This window comes from Cupriavidus sp. FW305-F7, assembly GCF_058782875.1.
Genome location: NZ_JBYSYC010000006.1, coordinates 78,032 through 100,125, shown reverse-complemented (window position 1 = coordinate 100,125; position 22,094 = coordinate 78,032). Strand labels below are relative to the sequence as shown.

The 22,094-nt window shown below is 66.7% G+C and carries 24 protein-coding genes; 9 read left to right on the top strand and 15 right to left on the bottom strand.

All coding sequences use genetic code 11. The annotated features are described in order from the left end of the window. Position 1: 1 nt before the first annotated feature. Positions 2-490, bottom strand: coding sequence for a winged helix-turn-helix transcriptional regulator (locus tag AC3WL8_RS07770; protein ID WP_211981774.1), 489 nt, complete (start codon positions 488-490; stop codon positions 2-4). 122 nt (positions 491-612) lie between these two features. Here AC3WL8_RS07770 and AC3WL8_RS07765 point away from each other — a divergent pair, with 122 nt between their 5' ends. Continuing rightward, a complete protein-coding gene (locus AC3WL8_RS07765) occupies positions 613-2,091 on the top strand; it encodes an efflux transporter outer membrane subunit (protein ID WP_492378096.1) in 1,479 nt (492 codons plus the stop codon). 16 nt (positions 2,092-2,107) lie between these two features. Here AC3WL8_RS07765 and AC3WL8_RS07760 read toward each other — a convergent pair whose 3' ends face one another. From AC3WL8_RS07760 to AC3WL8_RS07750, 3 genes are all read right to left on the bottom strand, one after another. Then, positions 2,108-3,412 carry a sensor histidine kinase gene (locus tag AC3WL8_RS07760; protein ID WP_114130551.1) on the bottom strand — a complete coding sequence of 435 codons (1,305 nt, stop codon included), beginning with the start codon at positions 3,410-3,412 and terminating at the stop codon, positions 2,108-2,110. Continuing rightward, positions 3,409-4,152, bottom strand: a complete 744-nt coding sequence (locus AC3WL8_RS07755) for a response regulator (protein WP_013953371.1) — start codon at positions 4,150-4,152, stop codon at positions 3,409-3,411. The genes AC3WL8_RS07760 and AC3WL8_RS07755 overlap by 4 nt, the downstream gene beginning before the upstream one ends. A gap of 147 nt (positions 4,153-4,299) precedes the next feature. Beyond that, positions 4,300-5,010 carry an SDR family NAD(P)-dependent oxidoreductase gene (locus tag AC3WL8_RS07750; RefSeq protein WP_211981776.1) on the bottom strand — a complete coding sequence of 237 codons (711 nt, stop codon included), beginning with the start codon at positions 5,008-5,010 and terminating at the stop codon, positions 4,300-4,302. 271 nt (positions 5,011-5,281) lie between these two features. Here AC3WL8_RS07750 and AC3WL8_RS07745 point away from each other — a divergent pair, with 271 nt between their 5' ends. Beyond that, positions 5,282-6,193 carry a LysR family transcriptional regulator gene (locus AC3WL8_RS07745; RefSeq protein ID WP_211981777.1) on the top strand — a complete coding sequence of 304 codons (912 nt, stop codon included), beginning with the start codon at positions 5,282-5,284 and terminating at the stop codon, positions 6,191-6,193. An 18-nt stretch (positions 6,194-6,211) separates the two neighbouring features. Here AC3WL8_RS07745 and AC3WL8_RS07740 read toward each other — a convergent pair whose 3' ends face one another. Next, the gene (locus tag AC3WL8_RS07740; protein ID WP_211981779.1) at positions 6,212-6,676 is read right to left on the bottom strand and encodes a RidA family protein; all 465 of its coding nucleotides are present in this window, start codon (positions 6,674-6,676) and stop codon (positions 6,212-6,214) included. A gap of 147 nt (positions 6,677-6,823) precedes the next feature. Beyond that, positions 6,824-7,774: a GlxA family transcriptional regulator gene (locus AC3WL8_RS07735; protein WP_114130546.1), complete on the bottom strand. Its 951-nt coding sequence runs from the start codon at positions 7,772-7,774 to the stop codon at positions 6,824-6,826. A gap of 168 nt (positions 7,775-7,942) precedes the next feature. Here AC3WL8_RS07735 and AC3WL8_RS07730 point away from each other — a divergent pair, with 168 nt between their 5' ends. Both AC3WL8_RS07730 and AC3WL8_RS07725 read left to right on the top strand, forming a co-directional pair. Next, positions 7,943-8,746, top strand: coding sequence for an SDR family NAD(P)-dependent oxidoreductase (locus tag AC3WL8_RS07730; RefSeq protein WP_492378095.1), 804 nt, complete (start codon positions 7,943-7,945; stop codon positions 8,744-8,746). Between the two features lie 302 nt (positions 8,747-9,048). Next, positions 9,049-9,360, top strand: a complete 312-nt coding sequence (locus tag AC3WL8_RS07725) for a hydroxyquinol 1,2-dioxygenase (RefSeq protein ID WP_211981785.1) — start codon at positions 9,049-9,051, stop codon at positions 9,358-9,360. 19 nt (positions 9,361-9,379) lie between these two features. Here the strand turns inward: AC3WL8_RS07725 and AC3WL8_RS07720 are convergent, their stop codons facing one another. From AC3WL8_RS07720 to AC3WL8_RS07685, 8 genes are all read right to left on the bottom strand, one after another. Beyond that, a complete protein-coding gene (locus tag AC3WL8_RS07720) occupies positions 9,380-10,414 on the bottom strand; it encodes a LacI family DNA-binding transcriptional regulator (protein WP_249221302.1) in 1,035 nt (344 codons plus the stop codon). A 92-nt stretch (positions 10,415-10,506) separates the two neighbouring features. Then, complete coding sequence (locus AC3WL8_RS07715) at positions 10,507-11,490, bottom strand: tripartite tricarboxylate transporter substrate binding protein (protein ID WP_153953417.1); 984 nt, start codon at positions 11,488-11,490, stop codon at positions 10,507-10,509. A gap of 88 nt (positions 11,491-11,578) precedes the next feature. Continuing rightward, a complete protein-coding gene (locus AC3WL8_RS07710; protein ID WP_492378094.1) occupies positions 11,579-12,682 on the bottom strand; it encodes a porin in 1,104 nt (367 codons plus the stop codon). A gap of 92 nt (positions 12,683-12,774) precedes the next feature. Then, on the bottom strand, positions 12,775-13,116 hold the full coding sequence (locus AC3WL8_RS07705) for a cupin domain-containing protein (RefSeq protein WP_114130541.1): 342 nt from the start codon (positions 13,114-13,116) through the stop codon (positions 12,775-12,777). After that, positions 13,113-14,090 carry a quinone oxidoreductase family protein gene (locus tag AC3WL8_RS07700; RefSeq protein WP_211981801.1) on the bottom strand — a complete coding sequence of 326 codons (978 nt, stop codon included), beginning with the start codon at positions 14,088-14,090 and terminating at the stop codon, positions 13,113-13,115. The genes AC3WL8_RS07705 and AC3WL8_RS07700 overlap by 4 nt, the downstream gene beginning before the upstream one ends. A 41-nt stretch (positions 14,091-14,131) precedes the next feature. Then, complete coding sequence (locus AC3WL8_RS07695) at positions 14,132-15,016, bottom strand: beta-keto acid cleavage family enzyme (protein ID WP_114130539.1); 885 nt, start codon at positions 15,014-15,016, stop codon at positions 14,132-14,134. 52 nt (positions 15,017-15,068) lie between these two features. Next, positions 15,069-15,818: an SDR family NAD(P)-dependent oxidoreductase gene (locus tag AC3WL8_RS07690; protein WP_492378093.1), complete on the bottom strand. Its 750-nt coding sequence runs from the start codon at positions 15,816-15,818 to the stop codon at positions 15,069-15,071. A gap of 42 nt (positions 15,819-15,860) precedes the next feature. Beyond that, complete coding sequence (locus AC3WL8_RS07685; protein WP_492378092.1) at positions 15,861-16,796, bottom strand: dioxygenase family protein; 936 nt, start codon at positions 16,794-16,796, stop codon at positions 15,861-15,863. A 414-nt stretch (positions 16,797-17,210) separates the two neighbouring features. Between AC3WL8_RS07685 and AC3WL8_RS07680 the strand changes: the two genes are divergently transcribed. Both AC3WL8_RS07680 and AC3WL8_RS07675 read left to right on the top strand, forming a co-directional pair. After that, entirely contained in the window at positions 17,211-17,522 is a 312-nt protein-coding gene (locus AC3WL8_RS07680; RefSeq protein WP_211981805.1) for a hydroxyquinol 1,2-dioxygenase, read from the top strand. A gap of 33 nt (positions 17,523-17,555) precedes the next feature. Then, complete coding sequence (locus AC3WL8_RS07675; RefSeq protein ID WP_211981807.1) at positions 17,556-17,975, top strand: organic hydroperoxide resistance protein; 420 nt, start codon at positions 17,556-17,558, stop codon at positions 17,973-17,975. 94 nt (positions 17,976-18,069) lie between these two features. On the opposite strand, the gene AC3WL8_RS07670 is transcribed toward AC3WL8_RS07675, so the two are convergent. Further along, positions 18,070-18,966, bottom strand: coding sequence for an AraC family transcriptional regulator (locus AC3WL8_RS07670; RefSeq protein WP_492378091.1), 897 nt, complete (start codon positions 18,964-18,966; stop codon positions 18,070-18,072). A gap of 98 nt (positions 18,967-19,064) precedes the next feature. Between AC3WL8_RS07670 and AC3WL8_RS07665 the strand changes: the two genes are divergently transcribed. The 3 genes from AC3WL8_RS07665 to AC3WL8_RS07655 all read left to right on the top strand — a co-directional run bounded on the left by AC3WL8_RS07665 (position 19,065) and on the right by AC3WL8_RS07655 (position 22,059). Continuing rightward, positions 19,065-19,808, top strand: coding sequence for an SDR family oxidoreductase (locus tag AC3WL8_RS07665; RefSeq protein ID WP_211981811.1), 744 nt, complete (start codon positions 19,065-19,067; stop codon positions 19,806-19,808). Positions 19,809-19,958: 150 nt separating this feature from the next. Next, positions 19,959-21,014 carry a LacI family DNA-binding transcriptional regulator gene (locus tag AC3WL8_RS07660; RefSeq protein ID WP_211981813.1) on the top strand — a complete coding sequence of 352 codons (1,056 nt, stop codon included), beginning with the start codon at positions 19,959-19,961 and terminating at the stop codon, positions 21,012-21,014. A 241-nt stretch (positions 21,015-21,255) separates the two neighbouring features. Next, the gene (locus AC3WL8_RS07655) at positions 21,256-22,059 is read left to right on the top strand and encodes a transporter substrate-binding domain-containing protein (protein WP_211981815.1); all 804 of its coding nucleotides are present in this window, start codon (positions 21,256-21,258) and stop codon (positions 22,057-22,059) included. Positions 22,060-22,094: the final 35 nt, after the last annotated feature.

The following is a 22,094-nucleotide window of genomic DNA, read 5'->3' as shown; positions in this document are numbered from 1 at the left end:
GTCAGGCTTCGGCCGAGCGGTCCAGCCGGCGCCGCAGGCCGTCGGTAGCCGCCGGCCCGGGGGCGATGTGGAAATCGGGGTCGGTGACGGGGCGACCGCTGGCGGCATCGACCAGTACCGGCTCGACACGCTCGCCAGTGAGTCGGTTGGCCAGCTGCACGCTTTGGCCCTCGGGCGCGAGATGCTTGTTGGCCCAGGCCAGCATGGCCAGCAGGACCGGGCGGAAGTCATGGCCGCGCTCGGTCAGGATGTACTCGGAACGCGGCGGGCGGTCGCAGTACGGGCGGCGCTCCAGCATGCCGTCCTCCACCAGCGAGTGCAGGCGGCGGGTCAGCATGTTGGGGGCGATGCCCAGGTTCTGCTGGAACTCATCAAAGCGCGTCACGCCGTAGAACGCTTCGCGCAGGATCAGGACGCTCCAGCTGTCGGCAACGCGGGCTACCGTGCGAGCGATGGGGCAAGGCGTATCAGCAAGCGGCTTTCTGTGCATGACTGGCTTCCTCGGAAAATGTGGTTGCTATCAATTTGAAAGTTAGTCTAGAGTAGCAACTATCATCATGCAAGTTAGTTTTTGGCTTGTGCTTTATTCGTCGCTGTTGAAAGGTGTCCGTCATGCCCCAAAGTCCATTCCGTCCCCCGCTCCGGCGCACCCGCGCCGGTATCGCCCGCCTCCTGCCCACCCTGCTTGCGGCCAGCGCCGCGGCCGCCCTGGTGGCCTGCGCTGCCGGCCCCGATTACCACATGCCGGCCTCGGATATGCCTGCGGCCTACCCGCACGCAGCGGCGCTGGACGCCCGCGAGGCCCCGCAGCCCGCGCCGTCACTGGACAGCTGGTGGCTGGGCTTTGACGATCCCGCGCTGACGCGCGTCATCCAGCGCGCGCTGGAGCAGAACCTGGACCTGGCGGCGGCGATTGCGCGGGTCGACCAGGCGCGCGCCGCGGCCAGCCACGCCGGCGCTGAACTGCTGCCGCAGGCCTCGTTGTCCGGCAGCGTGGCCACGCAGCGCCAGTCGCTGGAGGGGCCTTTGGGCAGCCTCGGCAAGAACGCGCCGGGTTTTGACCGCAACAAGACGGTGTACAGCGCTGGTGTGGGGGCAAGCTGGGAGATCGACGTGGCCGGCGGCCTGCGGCGCGGCGCCGAGGCCGCCAGCGCGGAGGCCCAGGCCGCGGAAGCCGAGCACATGGGCGTGCGCGTGCTGGTGGCCGCCGAAGCGGCCGATGCCTACTTCCGTGTGCGCGGCGCGCAGCAGCGCATCGCCATCGCGCAACAGCAGGTGCGGACCAATGCCAAGCTGCTTGAACTGGTGCAGCTGCGGCTGGCCGACGGCATTGGCGCCGAGCGGGAACGGGCCCAGGCGGAAGCACAGCTGGCACAGACCCGCGTGACCATCCCGCCGCTGCAGATCGAGCTGGAGACACAGCTGAACCGGCTCGATGTCTTGATGGGCGCGCATCCGGGCACCTATGCCGCCGAACTCCTGACGCCAACCGAGCGCACCGCCGTGCCGCAGATCGCCGTGGCGCAAGGTCCGGCCAACCTGCTGCAACGCCGCCCGGACGTGATTGCCGCGGAGCGCCGGCTGGCGGCATCCAGTGCCCGCATCGGCGTGGCCACTGCCGAGTACTACCCGAAGCTGTCGCTGTCAGCGCTGCTCGGCTTCGAGAGCCTCTCCGCCGGCAAGCTGTTCACCGGGTCCGCCTTCCAGCCCGCCGCGATCGCGGGACTGCGCTGGCGCCTGTTCGACTTCGGCCGGGTCGACGCCGAAGTGGCGCAGGCCAAGGGCGCCAACGCCGAGGCCCTGGCCACCTACCGCAAGGCCATGCTGCGCGCCACCGAGGACGTGGAGAACGCGATCATTACGCTGACCCAGCTGGAGTTGCAGGGCAAGGAGCTGACCGTGGAAGTGGCTGCGCACGCGCGCTCGCGCGGCGCCGCCGAGGACGCCTACAAGGGCGGCGCGGTCAGCCTGTTCGAAGTGCTGGAGGAAGACCGCCTGCTGCTGGCGGCGCGCGACCAGCAGGCACGTGTGGGCGCCGACAATGCCCGCGCGGCGGTGGCAACGTTCCGTGCGCTGGGGGGCGGCTGGTAACGTAGCGGGCGGCGGCTCAACCCACCCTGAGCCGCGCCTCCAGGCCACCGCCCTCGCGATTGCGCAGCGTCAGTGAGCCGCCGATGGCCAGCGCAAGCTGGTGCGCAATCGCCAGGCCCAGGCCGGTGCCGCCGGTCTCCCGGTTGCGCGATGCCTCAAGCCGGACAAACGGCTGCAGCACGGACTCGAGCTGCTCAGCCGGGATGCCGGGCCCGCGGTCGAGCACGCTGATGGTCACCGCGCCGCCGTCCTCGCGGTGCACGCTCAGCTCCGCCGCCCCGCCGAACTTGAGCGCGTTGTCGGTCAGGTTGGTCAGGATGCGGCGCAAGGCGTGCGGGCGCGTGTCGAGGGTACCGCCGGCACGCTGCAGGATGGTGACGGCCTTGCCGGTGTCCTGGTAGTCGTAGACCAGGCTCTCGACGAACGAGCCGATGTCGATCCGCGACCGCGTCTCGCCATCGCCATGCATGGCGCGCGCGTAGGCCAGCCCCTCCTTCACCAGCGTCTCGATCTCGGTGAGGTCTTGCACCAGCTTGCGCTTGTCTTCAGAGTCTTCCGTCATTTCGGCGCGCAGCTTCATCCGCGTGATCGGCGTCTGCAGGTCGTGGGAGATCGCGGCCAGGATCTGCACGCGCTCTTCGACAAAGCGGGCAATACGCTCGCGCATGGCATTGAATGCGCGCGCGGCACGCACCAGCTCGGTGGGCCCGGTCTCGCCCAGCGGCTGGGTCCTGGCATTCGGGTCGAGCGCGTCGGCGGCATTGGCCAGCGCCACCAGGGGGCGGATCGCCAGGCGCACGGCAAGCCAGCAGCACAGGACCAGCAGCAGCAACTGGATCCCCAGCACATAAGGCAGCCATTGCGCCACCGGCGTCGGCTTAGGATGCACGTCGATGGTCAGCGGGCTGCCATCGCTGAGGGTCAGGTGGGCCTGCATGCGCTTGCCCTGGCCGGGGATGGACTCGACCCTGACCGCGAAGCGGCCGCCGCTCGCTTCCATGATCCGGTCGGCAACTTCCGTGGCCTGCGCGGTCATCTCCGGCACGCCTGGCAGGCCCGGCCCCAGGATGTATTGGTAGGCGCCGCGATTCACGTGGCGCAGCCACTGCGGGCGCTCCGCCGCGGGCAAGCGGTCCAGGATGGCGATCGAGGTGGAGACGTCAGTCTCCAGGGTGCCGAGCATGATCTTGCGCGCGGTGATGTAGCGCTCGGCAAACAGGACGCCAAACGACAAGCCGTGGGCGACGATAAGCCCGGCCAGCAGGATCAGGAACAGCCGCGAGCCCATCGTACGGGGCCAGGGCAAGGCACGGAGATTCACTGGCGTGCCTCCCGGATCTCCACGGGCGTCGAGAAGACATAGCCCTCGCTGCGCACGGTCTTGATGTAGCGGGGCTCGCGCGCATCGTCCCTGAGGTGCTGGCGCAAGCGGCTGACCAGCAGGTCGATCGAGCGTTCGAACATTTCCGCTTCGCGGCCCTGCGTCAGGCTGAGCAGCTGGTCGCGGTTAAGCACGCGCTGCGGATGGTCGACAAAGACGCGCAGCAGCCGGTATTCCGCGCCGCTCAGCGCGACGATGACGCCATCCTGGTCAATCAGGTGGCGCGCGGTGGTGTCGAGCTGCCAGTCGCCAAATGCAAGCAGCTGCCCGGCCTCGGTGATCTGCAGGTTGGGCGGAAGCATCCGGGTCCGCCTCAGCACCGCCTTGATGCGGGCCAGCAGCTCGCGTGCGGCGAAAGGCTTGGCAAGGTAGTCGTCGGCGCCCATTTCCAGGCCGACGATGCGGTCGGTCTCGTCGCTGCGCGCGGTCAGCATCAGCACCGGGGTGGCCTTGTGCTTGCCTGCCCGCAGTTCACGGCACAGCACCAGGCCATCGTCGCCCGGCATCATTACATCCAGCACGATCAAGTCGACGCTGTTGACGTCCAGGAACGACCGCATGTGCCGCCCGTCAGGCACCACGGTAACGCGCAAGCCGTTCTTGGTGAGGTAGGTTGAGACCAGTTCACGGATCTCGCGGTCGTCATCCACGATCAGGATGTGGTCGGTGTGTGCGTCCATCGGCGTCACCTTGGCAGATTGATTGAAAACCGCCAGGCGCGGCGCCGGGCACCGAAAGATTAACGCAATACGGCGCGACGGGTATTCCCCCGTCGCGCCGTCGGGAACCACCCGCGGTGCGCCGGCGCGCGCCGCGGGGGTGTCCGCTCAATGCCCTGCGCTCTGGCCGCCGTCTACATGCAGGATCTCGCCCGTGACGAACGGTGCGCTGTCGAGATACAGGACAGCATCGACGATATCGCGCATCTCGCCCATATGACCCACCGGGTGCAGCGCGCCCAGCCCCGCATGGGTTTCGGGCGGATGCATCGGCGACTTGATGATGCCGGGCGAGACAGCATTCGCGCGGATGCCGGTCTTGGCGTACTCGATGGCCAGCGACTTGGTCGCGGCGTTCAGGCCACCCTTGGTCAGCGAGGCCAGCACCGACGGCACCCCGCTGATCGCATGGTCGACCAGGCTGGTCGTGATGCTGACCACGTGGCCGCTGCGCTGCTTCTCCATTTCGGCGATGGCCAGCTGCGTGATATGGAAGAAGCCCGTCAGGTTGATGCCGGTGGCGGCCGCGTAGTCCTCGTCGGTATAGCTGGTGAACGGCTTGGCGATGAAGATGCCGGCGTTGTTGACCAGGGTATCGATGCGCCCGAACCTTGCCACGGCCTCGGCGATGACGCGGCGCGCCGTGGACGGATCGGCGATATCGCCGGCGACTGCCAGGATGTCCTGGTCGTCCGACTGCTTGATGGTGCGCGCGGTGGCGACAACGCGATGGCCACGTTCCCGGAACGCCTTGACCAGTTCAGCGCCAATGCCTTGCGATGCGCCCGTGATGACAACGACTTTCTGTGCTGCGCTCATTTTCTTGAACCTCGATGTAGATTGAATCGGCTTGCTTGCCGATCGGGCCGGCGGCTCCGATGGGTTCCAATCTAGGCAATTCCCTTTCGCATTCGAAGACCTCGGCGGCACAAACAGTCTTGCGCCACAAGCACAAATAGAGCGGGACGAATCCTCCGGCGCCCATGGCAAACGCAGCCTCGCGGTCACTTCGGCGCCAGCCACAGCCCGGACATCGACTTCTGCCAATGGCGCACATATGATGGATACATCGCTTGATCCGGTGCGAGACATGAAACGGCAATTCGACGACCTTCAGCTTGGCAGCATCGAGCTGTTCTGCCTGGCCGCGGAGCTGGGCAGCTTCACCGCGGCGGCAGTGGCCGCGGGCGTGACACCGCCCGCAGTCAGCCGCACTGTGCAAAGGCTGGAGGAGCGCCTGGGGGTGCGGCTCTTCGTGCGGACCACGCGCCAGATCCGCCTGACCGACGAAGGCCGGGTGTATTTCGAGCAGAGCCGCGGCGCACTGGCGCAGCTGGTGGATGCGGAGCGGCAGATCAGCGGCCAGCAGGCAGCCCCTGCGGGGCGCTTGCGGATCAGCCTGCCGACCCCTTACGCGCACTATCGCGTGCTGCCAGTGCTGCCGGCATTCCGCGAGCGCTACCCCGAAGTCGAGATCGACGTGCACATCAGCAACCGCAATGTGGATTTCGCCGATGACACCTATGACCTGTCGGTGCGCGGGCGTGCGCCGGATGACTCGAACCTGATCGCGCGCAAGCTGGAAGACGCTGAGCTGGTGGTGGTGGCAACGCCTGGCTATCTGGGGCGTGCCGGCACGCCGCAGTCATTGGAAGACCTGCTCAGGCATGAGTGCATCCAGTTCGAGCGCCCTAGCAGCGGCCGGCGGATCCCATGGACGTTCCAGGTCAACGGCGAGGACACGGATATCGTGACCGCCGGCTCGTATGCGGCGTCAGAAGACATCCTGGGCGGGGCCACGCTGGTGCGCGCCGGCGCGGGCCTGTTCCAGACCTACCGCTTCGTGGTGGAACAGGACCTGCGCGACGGCACGCTGGTGGAGGTGCTGAAGGACTACGGCGGCAGTACGCGCCCCTTTGTGCTGCTATACCCGTCCGCGCGCCACGTCTCGCGCCGGGTACGGGCGTTCGTCGACTTCCTGGTCGAGAAATTCTCAGCGTAACGGCACAAGCCGCGCTGCTTATTCAGGCCGGATCTGGGCAATGACCACGAGGATCACGGCCGCATTCGCCGGCTGCTGGAAGTGCGAGGAAATGGTTCGCGCGTGGCCGGCCTTCTCTACCAGCACCTCGCCAAACAGGTCGGAGGCACCGTCGAGCACCGCCGGCTGCCCGAACCAGCCGGGCGCGCTGGAAATGTGCCCGTCGACGCGGACGATGTGGTCCAGGCGCTCGAAGCCACCCAGATAGGCATGGATCTGCGCCAGCACGTTGAGCGCCGCCAGCTGGGCGGCACGCTTGCCCTGCCCGACATCCAGGTCCTTGCCGACCTGGCCTTGCCAGACCACCTTGCCATCCTGCAAAGGCAACTGCCCGGAAATGAACAGCAGGTCGCCGGCCTGGCTGACCGCGGTATAGCTGCCGAGGGGCTGCGGGGGCTGCGGCAGCACCAGGCCGCGCGCTGCGAGACGTTCTTGCACAGACATGCTGGCTCCAATCAGGTGAGGGTCACGCGACCAACTCTATGTGCGCGCCGGCCTGGGATAAAGGCATGGCGCGGAACAGGAATTGGTACCTGGGGTAACAAGTCGGATGCCCGGCTGCCTTCCATGCCCCTGTCGGCACGGCCGCCCCTACGCAGTCTGCAATTCGTCGCCGCGCGCCATGCGCCGGATTGCCTGCGGCGGTTGGCCGAACGCCCGCAGGAACGCACGCCGCATGCGCTCGCGGTCACCGAAGCCGGTATCCCGCGCGACCACATCGATGGCATGGCGGCCGCTTTCCATCATCAGCCTGGCCGCCTCCACGCGCAGGTGCTCCACGGCCTTGGCGGGGGTCTGCCCGGTCTCGTCACGGAATGCGCGCGCGAACTGCCGCGGGCTCAGGTGCGCCGCATCCGCCAGTTGGTCCACCGAAAGTTCCTGTTGCAGGTTCTGCCGCGCGAAATCCAGCGCGGCACGAATGCGGTCCGAGCGCGGTTCCAGGTCCAGCAGTGCCGAGAACTGTGACTGCCCGCCGGCGCGTCGGTGATACACGACCAGCGACTTCGCCACATCGCGCGCAACCGCGGCGCCCGCGTCTTTCTCCACCAGCGCCAGCGCCAGGTCGATGCAGGCCGACATGCCGGCCGAGGTCCAGACCGGGCCATCGATGATGAAGATGCGGTCCTCTTCCACGCCGACGTTCGGGAAGCGCCGCCGCAACTGCTCGGCGTAATACCAGTGCGTGGTGGCGCGGCGGCCATCCAGCACCCCGGCCTCCGCCAGGTTGAAGGCACCGGTGCAGGTGGCGCCGATGCGCCGCGAAGTCCGCGCCGCACGTTGCAGGAACTTCACCAGCGCGGGCGCCGTGGGCAGCACGTCGTTGTCTCCCACCACCAGCACGGTATCGAAGCGGCGCCTGCCGAACGGCTCGGTGCTGACGAAAAAGCCACCGGAACTCAACACCGGTCCGCCATGCTCGGACAGCAGGTGGACCTGGTACAGCGGCTCTCCGAGCGAGCGGTTGGCGAACTCCAGCACTGTCGAGACCGCAAGGTTCAGCACCTGGAAGCCGGGATAGAGGGCAAGGGCCACGTGATGCATGTCTAACTCCTCATGGCAGTGAAAGGCATTCTGTGCGCACGGCAGAAAAGGTGGCATCTATGACATTGGTGTCATGGCCATTGTGCTCCTAATCTTGGTTTCACGCAGCCGGCCGATCCGGGCCGACCGCCACGAATCTCCCTCCCTCACTGAATCCGGAGCTTTGACATGACCACGCACAACCATCCCGGCACCGCCCTCATCACCGGTGCTTCTTCCGGCATCGGCGCCATCTATGCGGAGCGCCTGGCGCGCAGGGGCCACGACCTGATCCTGGTGGCGCGCAACCGCGCGCGGCTGGAAGCACTGGCCCGCCGCATTACCGACGATACCGGCCGCTCGGTCGAGATCGTGACCGCGGACCTTGGCCAGGCAGCCGACGTACGACGCATCGAAGAGATCCTGCGCACGGATGCAAGCATCACCACGCTGGTCAACAACGCCGGCTTCGGCGGCGCTGCACCGCTGCTGGAATCGGATGTCGACACCATGCAGGCAATGATCGAGCTCAACGTCACGGCCCTGACCCGGCTCACCTACGCCGCCGCCCCGGCCTTCGTCGCGCGCGGCGAGGGCACGATCATCAATATCGCCTCGGTCGTGGCGGTCGCGCCCGAGATCCTGAACGGTGTCTACGGCGGCACCAAGGCGTTTGTGCTGGCCTTTACCCAGTCGCTGCAACATGAGCTTGCGGGCAAGGGCGTGCGCATCCAGGCGGTCCTGCCGGGGGCCACCCGCACCGAGTTCTGGGACACCGCCGGCCAGCCGGTCGAGAACCTGCCGCAAGCGATAGTCATGAGCGGCGACGACCTGGTCGACGCGGCCCTGGCAGGGCTGGACCAGGGCGAGGTGATTACCGTGCCGTCGTTGCCCGACGTGGCCGACTGGAACACGTTCGAGGCAGCACGCGCCGCGCTCGGCCCAAATCTTTCGCGTGACCAGCCCGCTACCCGGTACGGCGTTGCCCGGTAACTGACGGCTCGCGGACGCGCGCGGCCTTTACACCACCTTCCGCCGGGCGCGCGGTATCCGGAAGCGCTCCGGCCGCCGCGCGCCGCCTCCCTGCCATCTACGCCAGCAGGCGCCTCCCATGGTCCTTTTGTACCGCTATGTATCAGGCACAGGGGACGATACGTGCCCTGACAGAAACAGGGTCTCCACGCTATAGCGCAGATACACCGGTTTCCTTTAATGCATCTCGTGGACCGACGGCATGCGTCAACAAGACGATCCCCCGGCCGCGCAGTTCAACCCAGACCTCAAGGAAACCGACCATGATTACCGATCTCACCAAGCGCATTGTTCTCGCCCTCGCCCTGGCAGCTGCCGCCGCCGGCGCCCAGGCCGCCGGTCCCGGCGCACGCGATCCGTTCAGCGAAGGCGCACGTTCCGTGCAGGACGCACGCAACGCATTCACCGACGGCGCCCGCGCCGTGCAGGACGCACGCGACCCGTACACCGAGGGCGCGCGCAATGTCGATCCGTACGATAAGGGTGAACGCATCCTGGCCGGGTGGGACCGCACGGGTCCGTCCGCTGATCCGGCGCGCAGCTTCGATCCCTACCAGGACGGCGCCCGCGCCTGACTGCCGGCTTTGGCCTCGGCTATGCCTCTTCGCGTGGTGCTGCCGTGGAACCCCGCACGATCAGTTGCGGCGTCAGTTGCACGGTGACGGCATCGGAGGCTGGCTTGTCGATCTTCCTGAGCAGGAGGCGGGCAGCCTCCTCGCCCATTTCGTGGACGGCAATGCGCACGGTGGTCAGCGGCGGCGTCAGGGCGTCGGCGAAAGGCATGTCGTTGTGGCCCACCACCGAGACGTCCTCGGGGCAACGCATGCCGCGCTCGCGCAGGAAGTCGTAGCAGCCCATCGCCACCAGGTCATTGCCGGCGGCGATGGCGGTCATCTGCGGGAATGCCGCGAAGAGTTGCTCGCAAGCGAGCCGGCCGGCTTCACGCGAATAGCTGGCGGCTTCCATGACTTGCCATTCGCCGCGGCGCAGGCGGTGGCGCTTTACCGCCTGAAGGAAGCCCTCGCGACGCAGGAAGCCGGTCGACAGCGAGGCTGGCCCGGCAATATGCCCGATGCGGCGGTGGCCCAGGCCGACCAGGTGGTCGACCGTCTGCCGCATCGCCAGCAGGTTGTCGCTCACCACGCAGGACACCCGGCCCGTGTCTTCGCCGCGGTTGACCGTGACCACGGGGATATGCTGCTTGAGGCAGTACGCGAGGATCGGATCGTCCCGTTCCGCGGTGGCGAGCACCAGTCCTTCTACCTGCTGGCCGATCATCTGGTCGATGACAAAACGCTGCCGGCTTTTGTCGGTACCGGCATTGACCACAATTGGCACGTAGCCTTGCTGCGCCAGCACGGATTCAATCCCGGCCAGGATCGGCGGAAACACCGGGTTGGAAATATCCGGCAGCACCACGCCCACCAGTCCGGAACGCTGGGTGCGCAGCCCCGCCGCGATGCGATTGGGGCGGAAGCCGCGGGCCTCGGCAACCGCCAGGATGCGAGCCGCCACTTCCTCAGCCACCAGGTGCCGCGTGGCCGGGTTCATCACTCGCGAGACGGTCGAGTAATGCACGTCGATCTCGGCAGCCAGGTCTTTCAGGGTGAGGCGCTTGCGCTCGGGCATGACGGCAGTTGGCGGGGCGGCAGCCCGGGGAGAGTTGGAATACGCCATTCTAAGCCACCCCCGCGCCGTCGCCGCTCGCCTTCGGGCTAGCGCTACTGCCCCGCCTTCACGCCGGATTGCCTGACCACCGGCGCCAGCTTGCCGATCTCCGCCTGGATATAGGCGGCAAACTCCTGCGGCGACGAGCGCTTCGGCTCCGCGCCCTGGGCGGCCAGGCGCTCGCGCACATCCGGCGCGGCCAGTGCCTTGCCGATCTCGGCATTGAGCGCATCGACGACTTCCTTCGGGGTGCCGGCGGGCGCCAGCACGCCGAACCAGGAGTCGAACGCGTAGCCGGGGAAGCCGGACTCCGCCACCGTCGGAATATCCGGCAGCGCGCTGGCGCGCCTGGCCGTGGTGACCGCCAGCGCCCGCAGCTTGCCCTGTTTGACGAACGGCATGGCCGATACGCTGGGCGCGAACATCATGTCGCCCCGGCCAGCCATGACGTCGGTCAGCGCTTCGCCCGTGCCCTTGTACGGGATATGGACGATGTCGATGCCGGCCTGCATCTTGAACATCTCGCCGCTCAGGTGCGTAGAGCTGCCGGAACCCGCCGAGTCGAAATTCAGCGCTCCCGGCGTCGCCTTGGCGGCGTTGACAACGTCCCGCACCGATTTGTACTTGCTGCCGGCATTGACCACCAGCACATTGGGGACCGTCGCCACCAGCGAGACCGGTGCGAAGTCCTTCACCGTGTCATACGAGAGCTTGGGATACAGCGTGGCGTTGATGGCGTGCCCGACCGAAACCAGGATCAGCGTGTAGCCGTCCGGCGCCGCCTTGGCCACGCCGGTGGCGCCCAGGGTGCCGCCGGCGCCGGGGCGGTTGTCGACGATCACCTGGTAGGTGCCGCCCTCGCCCATCTTGCTGCCGATGATGCGCGCCAGGATGTCGGTGGCGCTGCCGGCCGAGAACGGCACCACCAGCCGGATCGGCTTGCTGGGGTATTGCGGTTGCGCGTGGACGGCGGGCGCGGCCGCCAGCATCAGCGATGACGCCAGCGCCAGCACGGTGCCTTGGATGGATCGAATCATTCTGTGTGTCTCCTCACTTCAGAAGCGAGCGCGGGCACCGCGCATCGCCGTTGAATGCGGCGCGCCCATGCGGGCGTGCCGTTCTGCCTCAGAAGAAGTGCCGCATGCCGAGCGCGACCGTCTGCGGGTCTGCACCCGCGCTCACGCCCAGTTCATTGATGGCAAAGTCGTAGATCGCATTGCGCTTGTTGTTGATGCGGCTGTAGTACGCATACAGCGCTGTGCGTTTGGACAGCGGATAGTCGTAGCCGACCGTGATCTGCGTGGCGCCCGTTTCCGCGCCGCTGCGGAAGAAGCCCACGGTCTCGGTCGCATTGCCCGCGCCATTGCTGGCAAGGCCAAAACCGACGCGCACGCTGCCCGGCCCGAGCTTTTGCACCACCGAGGCGTAGTACCCGTTGCGGGTCAGGTCACCGGTCGCGGTGCGGTAGTGGAGCCGTTCATAGAGCAGCGCCACGGTGGTGGTCGGGAACTTGTACGAGACGCCCGCCTTCATCGCGTCATCGTTGCGGCCGGCGGTCTGGTAGTGCTGGTGGACTTCATAGGCCAGCGCCACGTTGAGCGGGCCGTTGTCGTAGGCGGCCGAGAACGAATACAAGCCGGGATTGCGCGGTACGGTGGCCTTCTCCTCGTTCACGCCCCACGCCGCGGCGCCGCTGAAGCCGGCGAACGACGGCGTCTTGTAGACGATGATGTTCTTCTGCCGGCGGTCGAACGAGCTGGTGTCCTGCACGTTGTCGGAACTGGACGTGGAGCCGTTGCCGATCAGCGCCATATAGCCGGCAGTGGTCGGATAGTACGGGTCATAGGCCAGCGTCGATTCGGTGTATGGCGTCTGCCAGTGCCCCAGGAACAGCGTGCCAGCATCGCCCTGCAGCCCCACCCGCGTATTGCGCCCGGCCACCTGGCCCTGGCCGGTATCAAGCGAGAAATTGCTTTCGATCTGCCAGATCGCTTTCAGGCTGCCGCCCAGGGCTTCTTCGCCACGCATGCCGAAGACCGAGCGGTTGTTGGTCAGGCGCCCCACGCCGCCAAGGCGGGAACCGTCGGTCGCGGTGTTGGCATAGGAATACTCCAGTGCCGTATTGATGCGCCCGTACAGGGTCACGGCTGACTGCGCGCAGGCCTCACCGCCACAGCCTGCGGCCATGGCCAGCACGAGCAGATGGCTGCGCTTTCTGATGGGTTGCATTTGCTTTGTCTCCCCTGGTTTGTCGTGGTTGTTGTCGGCGGGCCGTCTGCTCCGCTCTTTTTTGCAATCGTTTGCAGTTCGGCCCGAGAAAATCAGCCCTTGGGATACGGCATCGCCAGCAGCAGCATCGCCGGCCGGTTACCCGGGTTCGACACCTGCCGCGCCTCACCCGGCGCCAGGCACACGGAATCGAACTGGGCCAGCGTCACGACCTCGTCGGGCGTGGCGATGCGGACTTCGCCTTCCAGCACGACGTAGTGCTTTTCCACCGGCGAGGCATCCATCGACGTATGGCCGCCCGGCAGCAGTACCGAGACCCCCATCCACAAGGCTTCGGACGGTCCCGCTTCATGCCCTTGCAGGCGCAGGCAGTGCATGCCTTCATGATTCGCCGGGAAGTAGGCTGGCGCCTTTGCGAACCGGGTCGTGTTCATGGCTTCAGCACCACGCGTTCGGTCGCGCCCTGCAGGACCGCCCGGTAGGCCTCCTTGGCGTTGGAGAGCGCATAGGTGTAGTCGGAAAGGACCGGGAACGGCCGCAGCGCACCCGAGGCAAACATCGGTGCGAGCTGGTCAAGGATGCCCGCGCAGGCGTTGCTGTCCAGCGCAAGGGTGTCGACGCCCACATAGGTGTGCTGGCCACGATAGAAGGCGAAGATATCGAACGGCACCGGCTTCTCGATGGTCGAGATGAAGATCTGCGCCGCGCCGATCGCCATGGCCTGGTTGGCCTGTTCGAAGTAGGGGCTTCCCACCGTGTTGTAGACGATATCCGCACCGTGCCCGTCGGTCTCTTCGCGCACCACCGCGGCGATGGATTCGCTGCTGGCATCGATCATGCGCACGTCGCCGCTGGCATGGCCACGATACGCCTCGGCGGTGCGCTCCACGGCAAAGACGCGCGCGCCGAGCGCCGTGGCGATCTGGATCGTTGCCTGCCCCACCTTGCCGTTGCCGCCACACACCAGCACGGTGCTGCCAGCCTGCGGCATGCCCGCGCGGCGCAGCCCTTCATAGGCGGTGATGAACGGCACCCCCACGGCGCCGGCTTCCAGCAGCGACACCGACGCCGGCTTGGCGCGCACCGCGCTGGCCTGGATGCGCAGGTACTTGCCATGCGTGCCGTCGCGGCGGATGCCGAGCTCGCCGCCGCTGCCCCAGACCTGCTGGCCCAGCAGTTCGGTGGGACCGTCGACGACCAGGCCTGCATAGTCGCGGCCTGGCGTGCGCGGCCAGATCGCATGCGGCATCATGCCGAGCGTTGCCTTCACGTCGCTCGGGTTCACGCCGGCGCTGGCCACTTCGATGATGACCTGACCCGGCGCCGCTTCCGGACGCGGCACGCCGAGCAGCTCCAGCTGCAGGACATCGATATTGGCGGCTTTTTCGCTGACTCGAATGGTGTTCATGGTGATTCCTTCCTGAAATGTTTAGTTCTGTATGGCGGGGGTCAGGCTTCGCGCAGCCCAAGCGTGCGCCGGGCCTCGGCCGACGATGCAATCTCGCCGCCGAGCGACCTGACGATGTCACGCGCCTTGGCGACCAGCGCCGCGTTGCTTGGCGCCAGCACGCCCTTCTCAAGATAGATGTTGTCTTCCATGCCGACGCGCACGTGTCCGCCTGCAAGCCATGCCTGGGCCACGATCGGGAACTCCGCGCGGCCGATGCCGAAGGCCGACCAGTGGGCGCCGGCGGGCAGCATGTTGCGCGCGTAGAAGATGGTTTCCGGCGTGGGCGCAAAGCCGTACTTCACGCCCAGCACCAGGGTCCACAGGCCGGGACCGTCCAGCACGCCTTCACGGATAAAGTCGAGCGCCATGTTCAGGTCCCCGGAATCGAAGATCTCCAGCTCGGGCATGACGCCGGCCGCGCGGATCACGCTGGCCATCTTGCGCACGTTGGTGGGCGTGTTGATGACCACGTCGCCGCCTGAATTCATGGTGTTCAAGTCGAGCGAGCAGACGTCCGGGCGCAGCGCCGCGATGTGTTCGACGCGCTTCGAGGGATGCAGCAGCGTGGTGCCGGGCGCGGCCACGCGCGGCTCGTCCTCGCTCGGCACGAAGCGGCCACCGGGTCCGGTGGTGAGGTTGATGATCAGCGAGCGGTTGCGCTTGCGGATGCGGTCGATGACATCGGCGTAGTAGTCGAGCGACATCGACGGGCGCCCCGTTTCAGGGTCGCGCACGTGGATGTGGGCGGCGGCTGCGCCGGCCTCGGCGGCTTCCAGCGCGGCGTCGGCAATCTGGGCCGGCGTGACCGGCAAGCCGGGGTGCTGCTCCGGGGTGACGATATTGCCGGTCACCGCGCAGGTGATGATGGTCTTGCGTGCGTGCATGAGCGAAGGTCAGTAATGGAAATGCTATTGGGTAGACATGGAGGGGCCTGGCCTATCCAAGCTGGCGGCCGCCGTCCACGACGATGGTGGTGCCAGTGGCAAAGCGCAGTGACGTCGCGCAGGCAGCGATGGCATCGGCCACGTCCTGTGCCTGGCCGACGCGCTTGAGCGGCGTCGACTTGGCGGCGCGCTCGTTGAAACCGCTGTCGCGTCCCGGCACGAAGGCGGTATCGACCACGCCCGGTGAAACGTTCAGCACGCGGATATGCGGCGCCAGCGCGCGCCCGAGCGACATCGCCATGACATCGAGCCCGGCCTTGGCAGCGCAGTACGCAACATTGCTGCCCTGCCCCGTACGGCCGGCGATCGACCCGACATTGACCACCAGCCCGTCGCCATTGGCGCGCAGGTGCGGCGCGAACGCACGGATCGCGGCAAACTGACCGCGCCAGTTGACGGCAAACAGTTCATCGATCAGCGCATCGTCCAGGGCGTCGAGGTCGGCGTGCGGGATCGCCCGCGTAAAGCCCGCGGTGTTCACCAGGATATCGACGCGGCCGTAGTGATGGCTGACCTCGTCGGCCAGCGCGCGCAGCGAGGCGCTGTCGGCAATCTCGGCCACGGCGGCAAGATGGTTGCCGGCCGGCAAGGCCGCCGCGGCACTGGCCGCCTTGTCGGCGTCGCGCCCGGTCAGCACGACGCTTGCGCCAAGGCGCACCAGCGTTTCACCGGCGGCAAAGCCGATGGCACCGGTGCCGCCGAGGATCACGGCCACCTTGCCGGAAAGAGAAGTAGCACTCATGGTTTCAATGTGGGAATGGGTCAGGGGAAGCCGATTCGGCCTTCAGTCGATCGGCGGCTTCGGGAAGGTCTGCTCGCCGGGCTCCAGCGTGAAATCGAACGCCAGCGTGTAAAACGGCGCCGGCACATCGCCCCACGGGCTGGGGCCTTGGTGGTGCAGCCGGAGATCGCCAACCAGTTGCCGATGCACGCCGAACGTGACATCGGATTCCAGCTTGTCCGGCGCGTCGGCAAACACCTGGGTGACGAGCGTCCGGTAACCCGGCGCCGCGACGATGAAATGGATATGCGCCGGCCGGTACGGATGGCGCTGCTGCTCGGCCAGCAACGTGCCTACCGGGCCGTGGGTCGGCACCGGATAGCCGGCAGGCCGCACCGTGCGAAAGTGATAGCCGCCGCTTTCATCGGTATGGAAGCAGCCGCGCAGGTTGCGGTCGGGCTGGGTCGGATCCTGGTTGTCATACAGTCCCACCGGCGACGCCTGCCAGATCTCGACCAGCGCGCCTGGCAGCGGCGTGCCATCGGTCGCCCGCACGGTGCCGCTGACCAGCAGCGGCAAGCCAGGCGCGTCGTCCTGCACCACGCAGTCACCGCAGTCATAACGCGGCGCGTTGGCGCGATAGAACGGGCCGAGCAGCGCGCCGGGCGTGCGCCCGTCCCTGGTGCTGTTGTTAATGACGGTCACCAGCGTCGACAGCCCCAGCACGTCGGCAGCCAGGACAACCTCGTTATGTTTGGCATTGGTCGCATGGCCCAGGCTGGCGATATACCCCAGGGCAAGCTCGAATTCCTCGTCGGACAGCCGCACCTCGGACAGGAACCCGTGAAGGTGCCGCACCAGGGAATCCATGATGAAGCGCAGGCGGGGATTGGTGGTATTGGCCATGGCCGCCTGGACCACGCCTGTCACCGAGTGTTCGTCCTCGATCAGCGCCAGACGCTCGCCTTGTGGCGCCTGCCGCTCGCTGGAAGTTTCCATGTTTTGCCTCCTTTGCAAACGTTTGCATTATCGGCGGTTTCGACGGATGGTCAAGGTCGAAGTTAGTCACCGCCACGACTTGCAACGGCTGCCGTTCAACCAGAATCACAATCAAAACAAGGGAGTACGGACGATTTTCGGGAGAAACCCTAGGTGCATGCCAAGGCGCAGAATGTGGCGCATAGGCCTGTCCGAGTCCCCTGCCGATGCGGCTCCCCAGCCCGTTCGCGCATGAATTTGTACCCGTCTGTATCACGCAGCCGCAACGATACGTGTTTCGACGGAGACACCTCTCACGCGCTACGGGCCAGATACATCGATCGCCTTAAATGCATTCCGTGGCCCGGCGGCGAACCTCAACGAAGCCAGTCCCTGCCGCGCAATACCGAACCCAAACCTTTAAGGAAGACGATCATGACTACCCACAACATCGCCAAGCGCTTTGTCTTCGCCATCGCCCTGGTTGCCGCCGCTGCCGGTGCGCAGGCCGCCGCACTGCCCCAGCCGGGCGCGCGAGACCCCTTCACCGACGGTGCCCGCTCCGTGCAAGAGGCACGCAGCCCGTACAGCGACGGCGCGCGTGCCGTCGACCCGTTCACGGACGGTGCGCGCAACGTTGATCCGTACTACGACGGCGCACGCACCCTGTCCGGCCTGGACCGCACCGGCGTGTCGGCGGACCCGGCGCGCAGTGTCGACCCCTATCTTGACGGCGCCTACGCCTGAGCCCCAACTCTCTGAATGACCAAGGAACGCATCATGACCCGTATCGAAAAAGTGCTGTACACCGGCAAAGTCCACATCACCGCAGGCGGACGCGACGGCGAAGCCCACAGCGATGACGGCCGGCTGAACCTTCAACTGTCCTCGCCGGGCACCAAAGGCCAGGGCACGAACCCGGAGCAACTGCTCGCCGCGGGATGGTCGGCGTGCTTTATCGGCGCGATCGGGCTGGCCGCCGGCAAGATGAAAGTGAAGCTGCCGGCCGAGCTTTCGGTCGACGCCGAGGTTGATCTGGGCAGCGCTGGCGAGGCCTATTTGCTGCAGGCCCGGCTCAATGTCCATATCCCCGGCATCGACCGTGAAGTGGCCCAGGCACTGGTGGATACCGCGCACCGGACCTGCCCGTACTCGAAGGCCCTGCACGGCAGCATCCACGTCGAAACCAGGCTGGTCTGACGCACACGGTGACCTGCCTGAGGCAACCGGGCAGGTCATTTTCCACAACCAAAGCGAGCCCTCTGTCCGGTGCAGTCGCGTTCCATGCGACGTTCTAACGTTTGCGCGCGTAGAGACTCGGTGGCTGGCCGACGTGCCGGCTGAACGCGGTGCTGAAGGTACTTGCCGAGCCGTAGCCGACCCGTTCGGCAACCTCGGCGATCCCGAAGTCATGGCGACGGAGCAGGTCCTTCGCCACAGCCATGCGCCAGGCGATCAGGTATTCCATCGGTGGCATTCCAACGGCGCGGGTGAAGCGCTCAAAAAAGGTCGAGCGCGACAACGCGGCCTTCTTTGCGAGTTGGGCCACCGTCCACGTGCGCGCGGGATCGGCGTGCATCTGCCGCATCGCTGACGCGAGTCGGGCATCGGCCAGGCCACGCAGCAAGCCCGGGGGTGCGTCCTCCCCCGACGTTGAGCGCAGCGCTTCGATCAGCAGCACCTCCACCAGGCGCGTGAGCACGAGCTCGCGGCCCGACCTCCGTTCACCCGATTCCTCGCCGACGAGCCGAACGATGGCCGAAAGCCGCTCGGCGCCGCGCACATGCACCAGCGCCGGCAACAGCGACACCAGCAGCGCGGCATTGGACGAGTCAAAGACAAAGTAGCCGCCGAGCAGTCGCACATCGGGACGTCCACCGCGCCTGCCGTGACGGACTTCGCCCGTCGGCGCAGACGTCACCTTGGGGTCGATGCGCTCGGGCGCAACCGGCTCAAAACCCGACAGGGTGAAGCCCGGCGTTGCCGGCAGGAGCACGAAGTCGCCTGCCTCAAGCGTGATGGCATGGTGGCCGTCGACGGCGAGACGACAGCTGCCCTCGCGCACGGCGCAGAAGCTTGGCTGGCCGAAGTCAGCGTAGCGAACACCCCAGCGGCCGGCGCCGCTGATGGACTTGGAGAACACGGCACGCGGCTGCAGCAGTGAGATGACTTCTGACAGGGGATCGCTCATCGCCGGACGATTGCAAATGAAATCTGGACTTTTCATTGTAGGCAGTCCGTCGCAGCCCCGCTATCGTTGCCGACATCAAAACCACCACCGAAATTCCCATGAAAACCGTGTTGATTACCGGCTGCTCCTCTGGCTATGGCCTTGAAACCGCGCGCCACTTCCACGCGCAGGGCTGGAACGTTATCGCCACCATGCGAACGCCGAACGAAGAACTCTTGCCCAGATCCCACCAGATCCGCATGCTGGCGCTCGACGTGACGAAGCCCGATAGCATCGCCGCCGCGCTTGAAGCAAGCGGGCCCATCGACGTGCTCGTCAACAACGCGGGCATCGGCCTGTTTGGCGCCTTTGAGGCCACGCCGATGGCCACGACGCGCGAGGTGTTCGAGACCAACACCTTCGGCGTGATGGCGATGACCCAGGCGGTGCTGCCGCAGTTCCGGGCGCGCGGGTCGGGCGTGGTGGTGAACGTGACCTCGAGCACTACGCTGGCGCCGATGCCGATGGTGGCCGTCTACACCGCGAGCAAGATGGCCATCGAAGGCTTCACCGCGTCGCTCGCGTTCGAGCTCGAAGCGTTCAGGGTGAGCGTGAAGCTGGTCGAGCCGGGCTACGGTCCGACCACGCGCTTTACCAGCAACGGGGGACCGCGCATGGAGGGCCTGATCCCCGAGGCGTACGCGTCTTTCGCGCAGCGCATCTTTGCTTCACTCTCGCAACCGGCAGCGGTGACGACCGAGGCCGAGGTGGCCGAAGCGGTTTGGCGTGCCGCCAACGACAGGTCCGGGCTGCTTCGGTTTCCGGCAGGTGCCGATGCGGTAGCGCTGGCTCATTCGGGATAAGCGGCAAGGGAGTCTGGCCCTTCGCCGGTTCGCCGCACGAGGTATCGGAGCCCAATTACGGCCTCGCACAATCGGATGGCCCGCAGGCTGGCATATCCCGACACGCCCGAGGCATAATCGTGAAACTGGTTTCACCGAGACCCGAATCCTATGCCGCGCCCTGTTATCCGACCTGTGTCCGACCAGAAACCCGCAGAGAAGCTCACCATCCAGGACGTTGCCGACTATGCGGGTGTCTCCAAGGCAACCGTATCGCGCTACCTGAACCGGGGCGGCGAGCAGTTGTCCGCGGACGTCGAGGCGCGCGTCGCCGCGGCCATCCGCGCGCTCGGCTATAGCCCCAGCCCGATGGCGCAGGGGCTCAAGCGCGGCAAGTCGCGCCTGATCGGGCTGGTGGTTGCGGATGTCTCCAATTCGTTCTCGGTGGCCGTGCTGCGCGGCGTTGAGAAGGCCTGTCGCGACGCCGGCTATATGGTGATGCTGTTCAACCTCGGCAATGACGAGCAACTGGAGCGTGAGGCCATTCGCTCGCTGTCGGCGTACCGGGTCGAGGGTTTCATCCTGCACACGCTGGGCCACGATGCCGGCGCCCTGGCCGATGCGGCGCAATTGGGCAAGCCAGTGGTACTGGTCGACCGCAAGGTCGGTGATGCCGAAGTCGACCTGGTGGCCCTGGACAACCTGACCGCCGTACAGGAAGCCGCCGGCCACCTGGTCGAAGCCGGCTACCGGCACCTGCTGTTCATCAGCGAGCCGATCAAGGCCATCAGCTCGCGCAATGAGCGCGCGCGCGCGTTCCAGGCCTTTGTCGCCGAACACGCGGACACGGTTGGCGGGACCGTTTTTGAAGCCCAGCGGGGTGACGACGATGCCCTGGATGAAGCGCTCCGCGCGCTGCGCCGTGGCGCCGGACAGGCACCCGTTGCCGTGCTGGCGGCCAACGCGGTGATCTCGCTGCGCGTGGCCGCATCCGCCGCCAGACTGGGGTGGCAACTTGGCGCCGACCTGGGCCTGATCGGCTTCGATGATCCGGAATGGGCCGCATTGGTCGGCCCTGGCCTCAGCGCCATTTCCCAGCCCACCGACGATATCGGGCGCGTCGCCACCAACTGCCTGATCGAGCGCCTGCAAGGCGCGCAACTGCCGCCGCGCCGGGTGCTGTTGCCCGGCACCCTGGTCACGCGCGGATCCACCCGCCGCGCCTGATTGCAGAGCCCTTCCCCGCCGGCGTCCGCCGTGCCCGCCTGATCCATGCCTGCACCCGCTGCGCACGTCCAGCGGGTGCCTGACGTGCCTGTTTCCGCATCCGCCAAACGCGGTTTTTGCCCGTAAGGGTTTCCACTGCTGGATCTCTGAAACCGGTTTCCTATAATTCTGAAACCGGTTTCAAGACGGTGCTTGCCAAACGCTGCGACGCCAGCGACACATTCCATAACAGGAGACATTGATGAACGTCCAACGCTTGTTGCGCCGCGTAGCCGCGCCCGTGCTGACTCTGCTGGTCCTGACCAGCGCCGCTTTCACCGCCCAGGCGCAGACCGTCGCCGAGATCGTCAAGAAGGGCAAGGTCACCATCGGCGTGGTGACCGGCGCGCCGCCCTTCGGCACCACCGACGCCACCGGCAAACCCGCCGGCTATGACGTCGACGTAGCCAACCTGCTCGGCAAGTACCTGGGCGTTCCGGTCGATATCGTTCCCCTCACCTCGCCCAGCCGGATTCCGGCGCTGGAGGCCGGCAAGGTCGATTTCCTGGTCGCCACGCTGGCGCCGACGCCCGAGCGCGCGCGGGCCATCATGTTCAGCGCGCCCTACAGCGCGTTCGAGCTGACCATCTTTGCTCCCGTCGCTGCCAAGTACGCCAAGCTGACGGAACTCGGGAAGAAGAAGGTAGGCGTGACGCGCGGCACCACGCAGGACACCGCGCTGACCCGGCTGGCCGTGCCCGGCATGAACATCGTCCGCTTCGAGGACGATGCCACCTGCGCGCAGGCCCTGATCAGCAACCAGGTCGAAGCCATTGCCCTGCCCAATACCACCGGCAACGAGATCATGAAGGCGCGCGGCGCCGGCAAGTTCGACGCCAAGTTCGCATTCTCGGTGCAGCCCAATTCGATGGCCGTGCGCCGCGACGCCTTCGAGCTGCGCCAGTGGCTCAACACCACCATCTCCTACGTCAAGCTGAATGGCGAACTCGACGCCATTGCGCAGAAGTGGACCGGCAAGGCGCTGCCCGCGCTGCAAGCGTTCTGAACCAGGCCGTCTGAGGTTGCGCGCCGGCGCCAGCC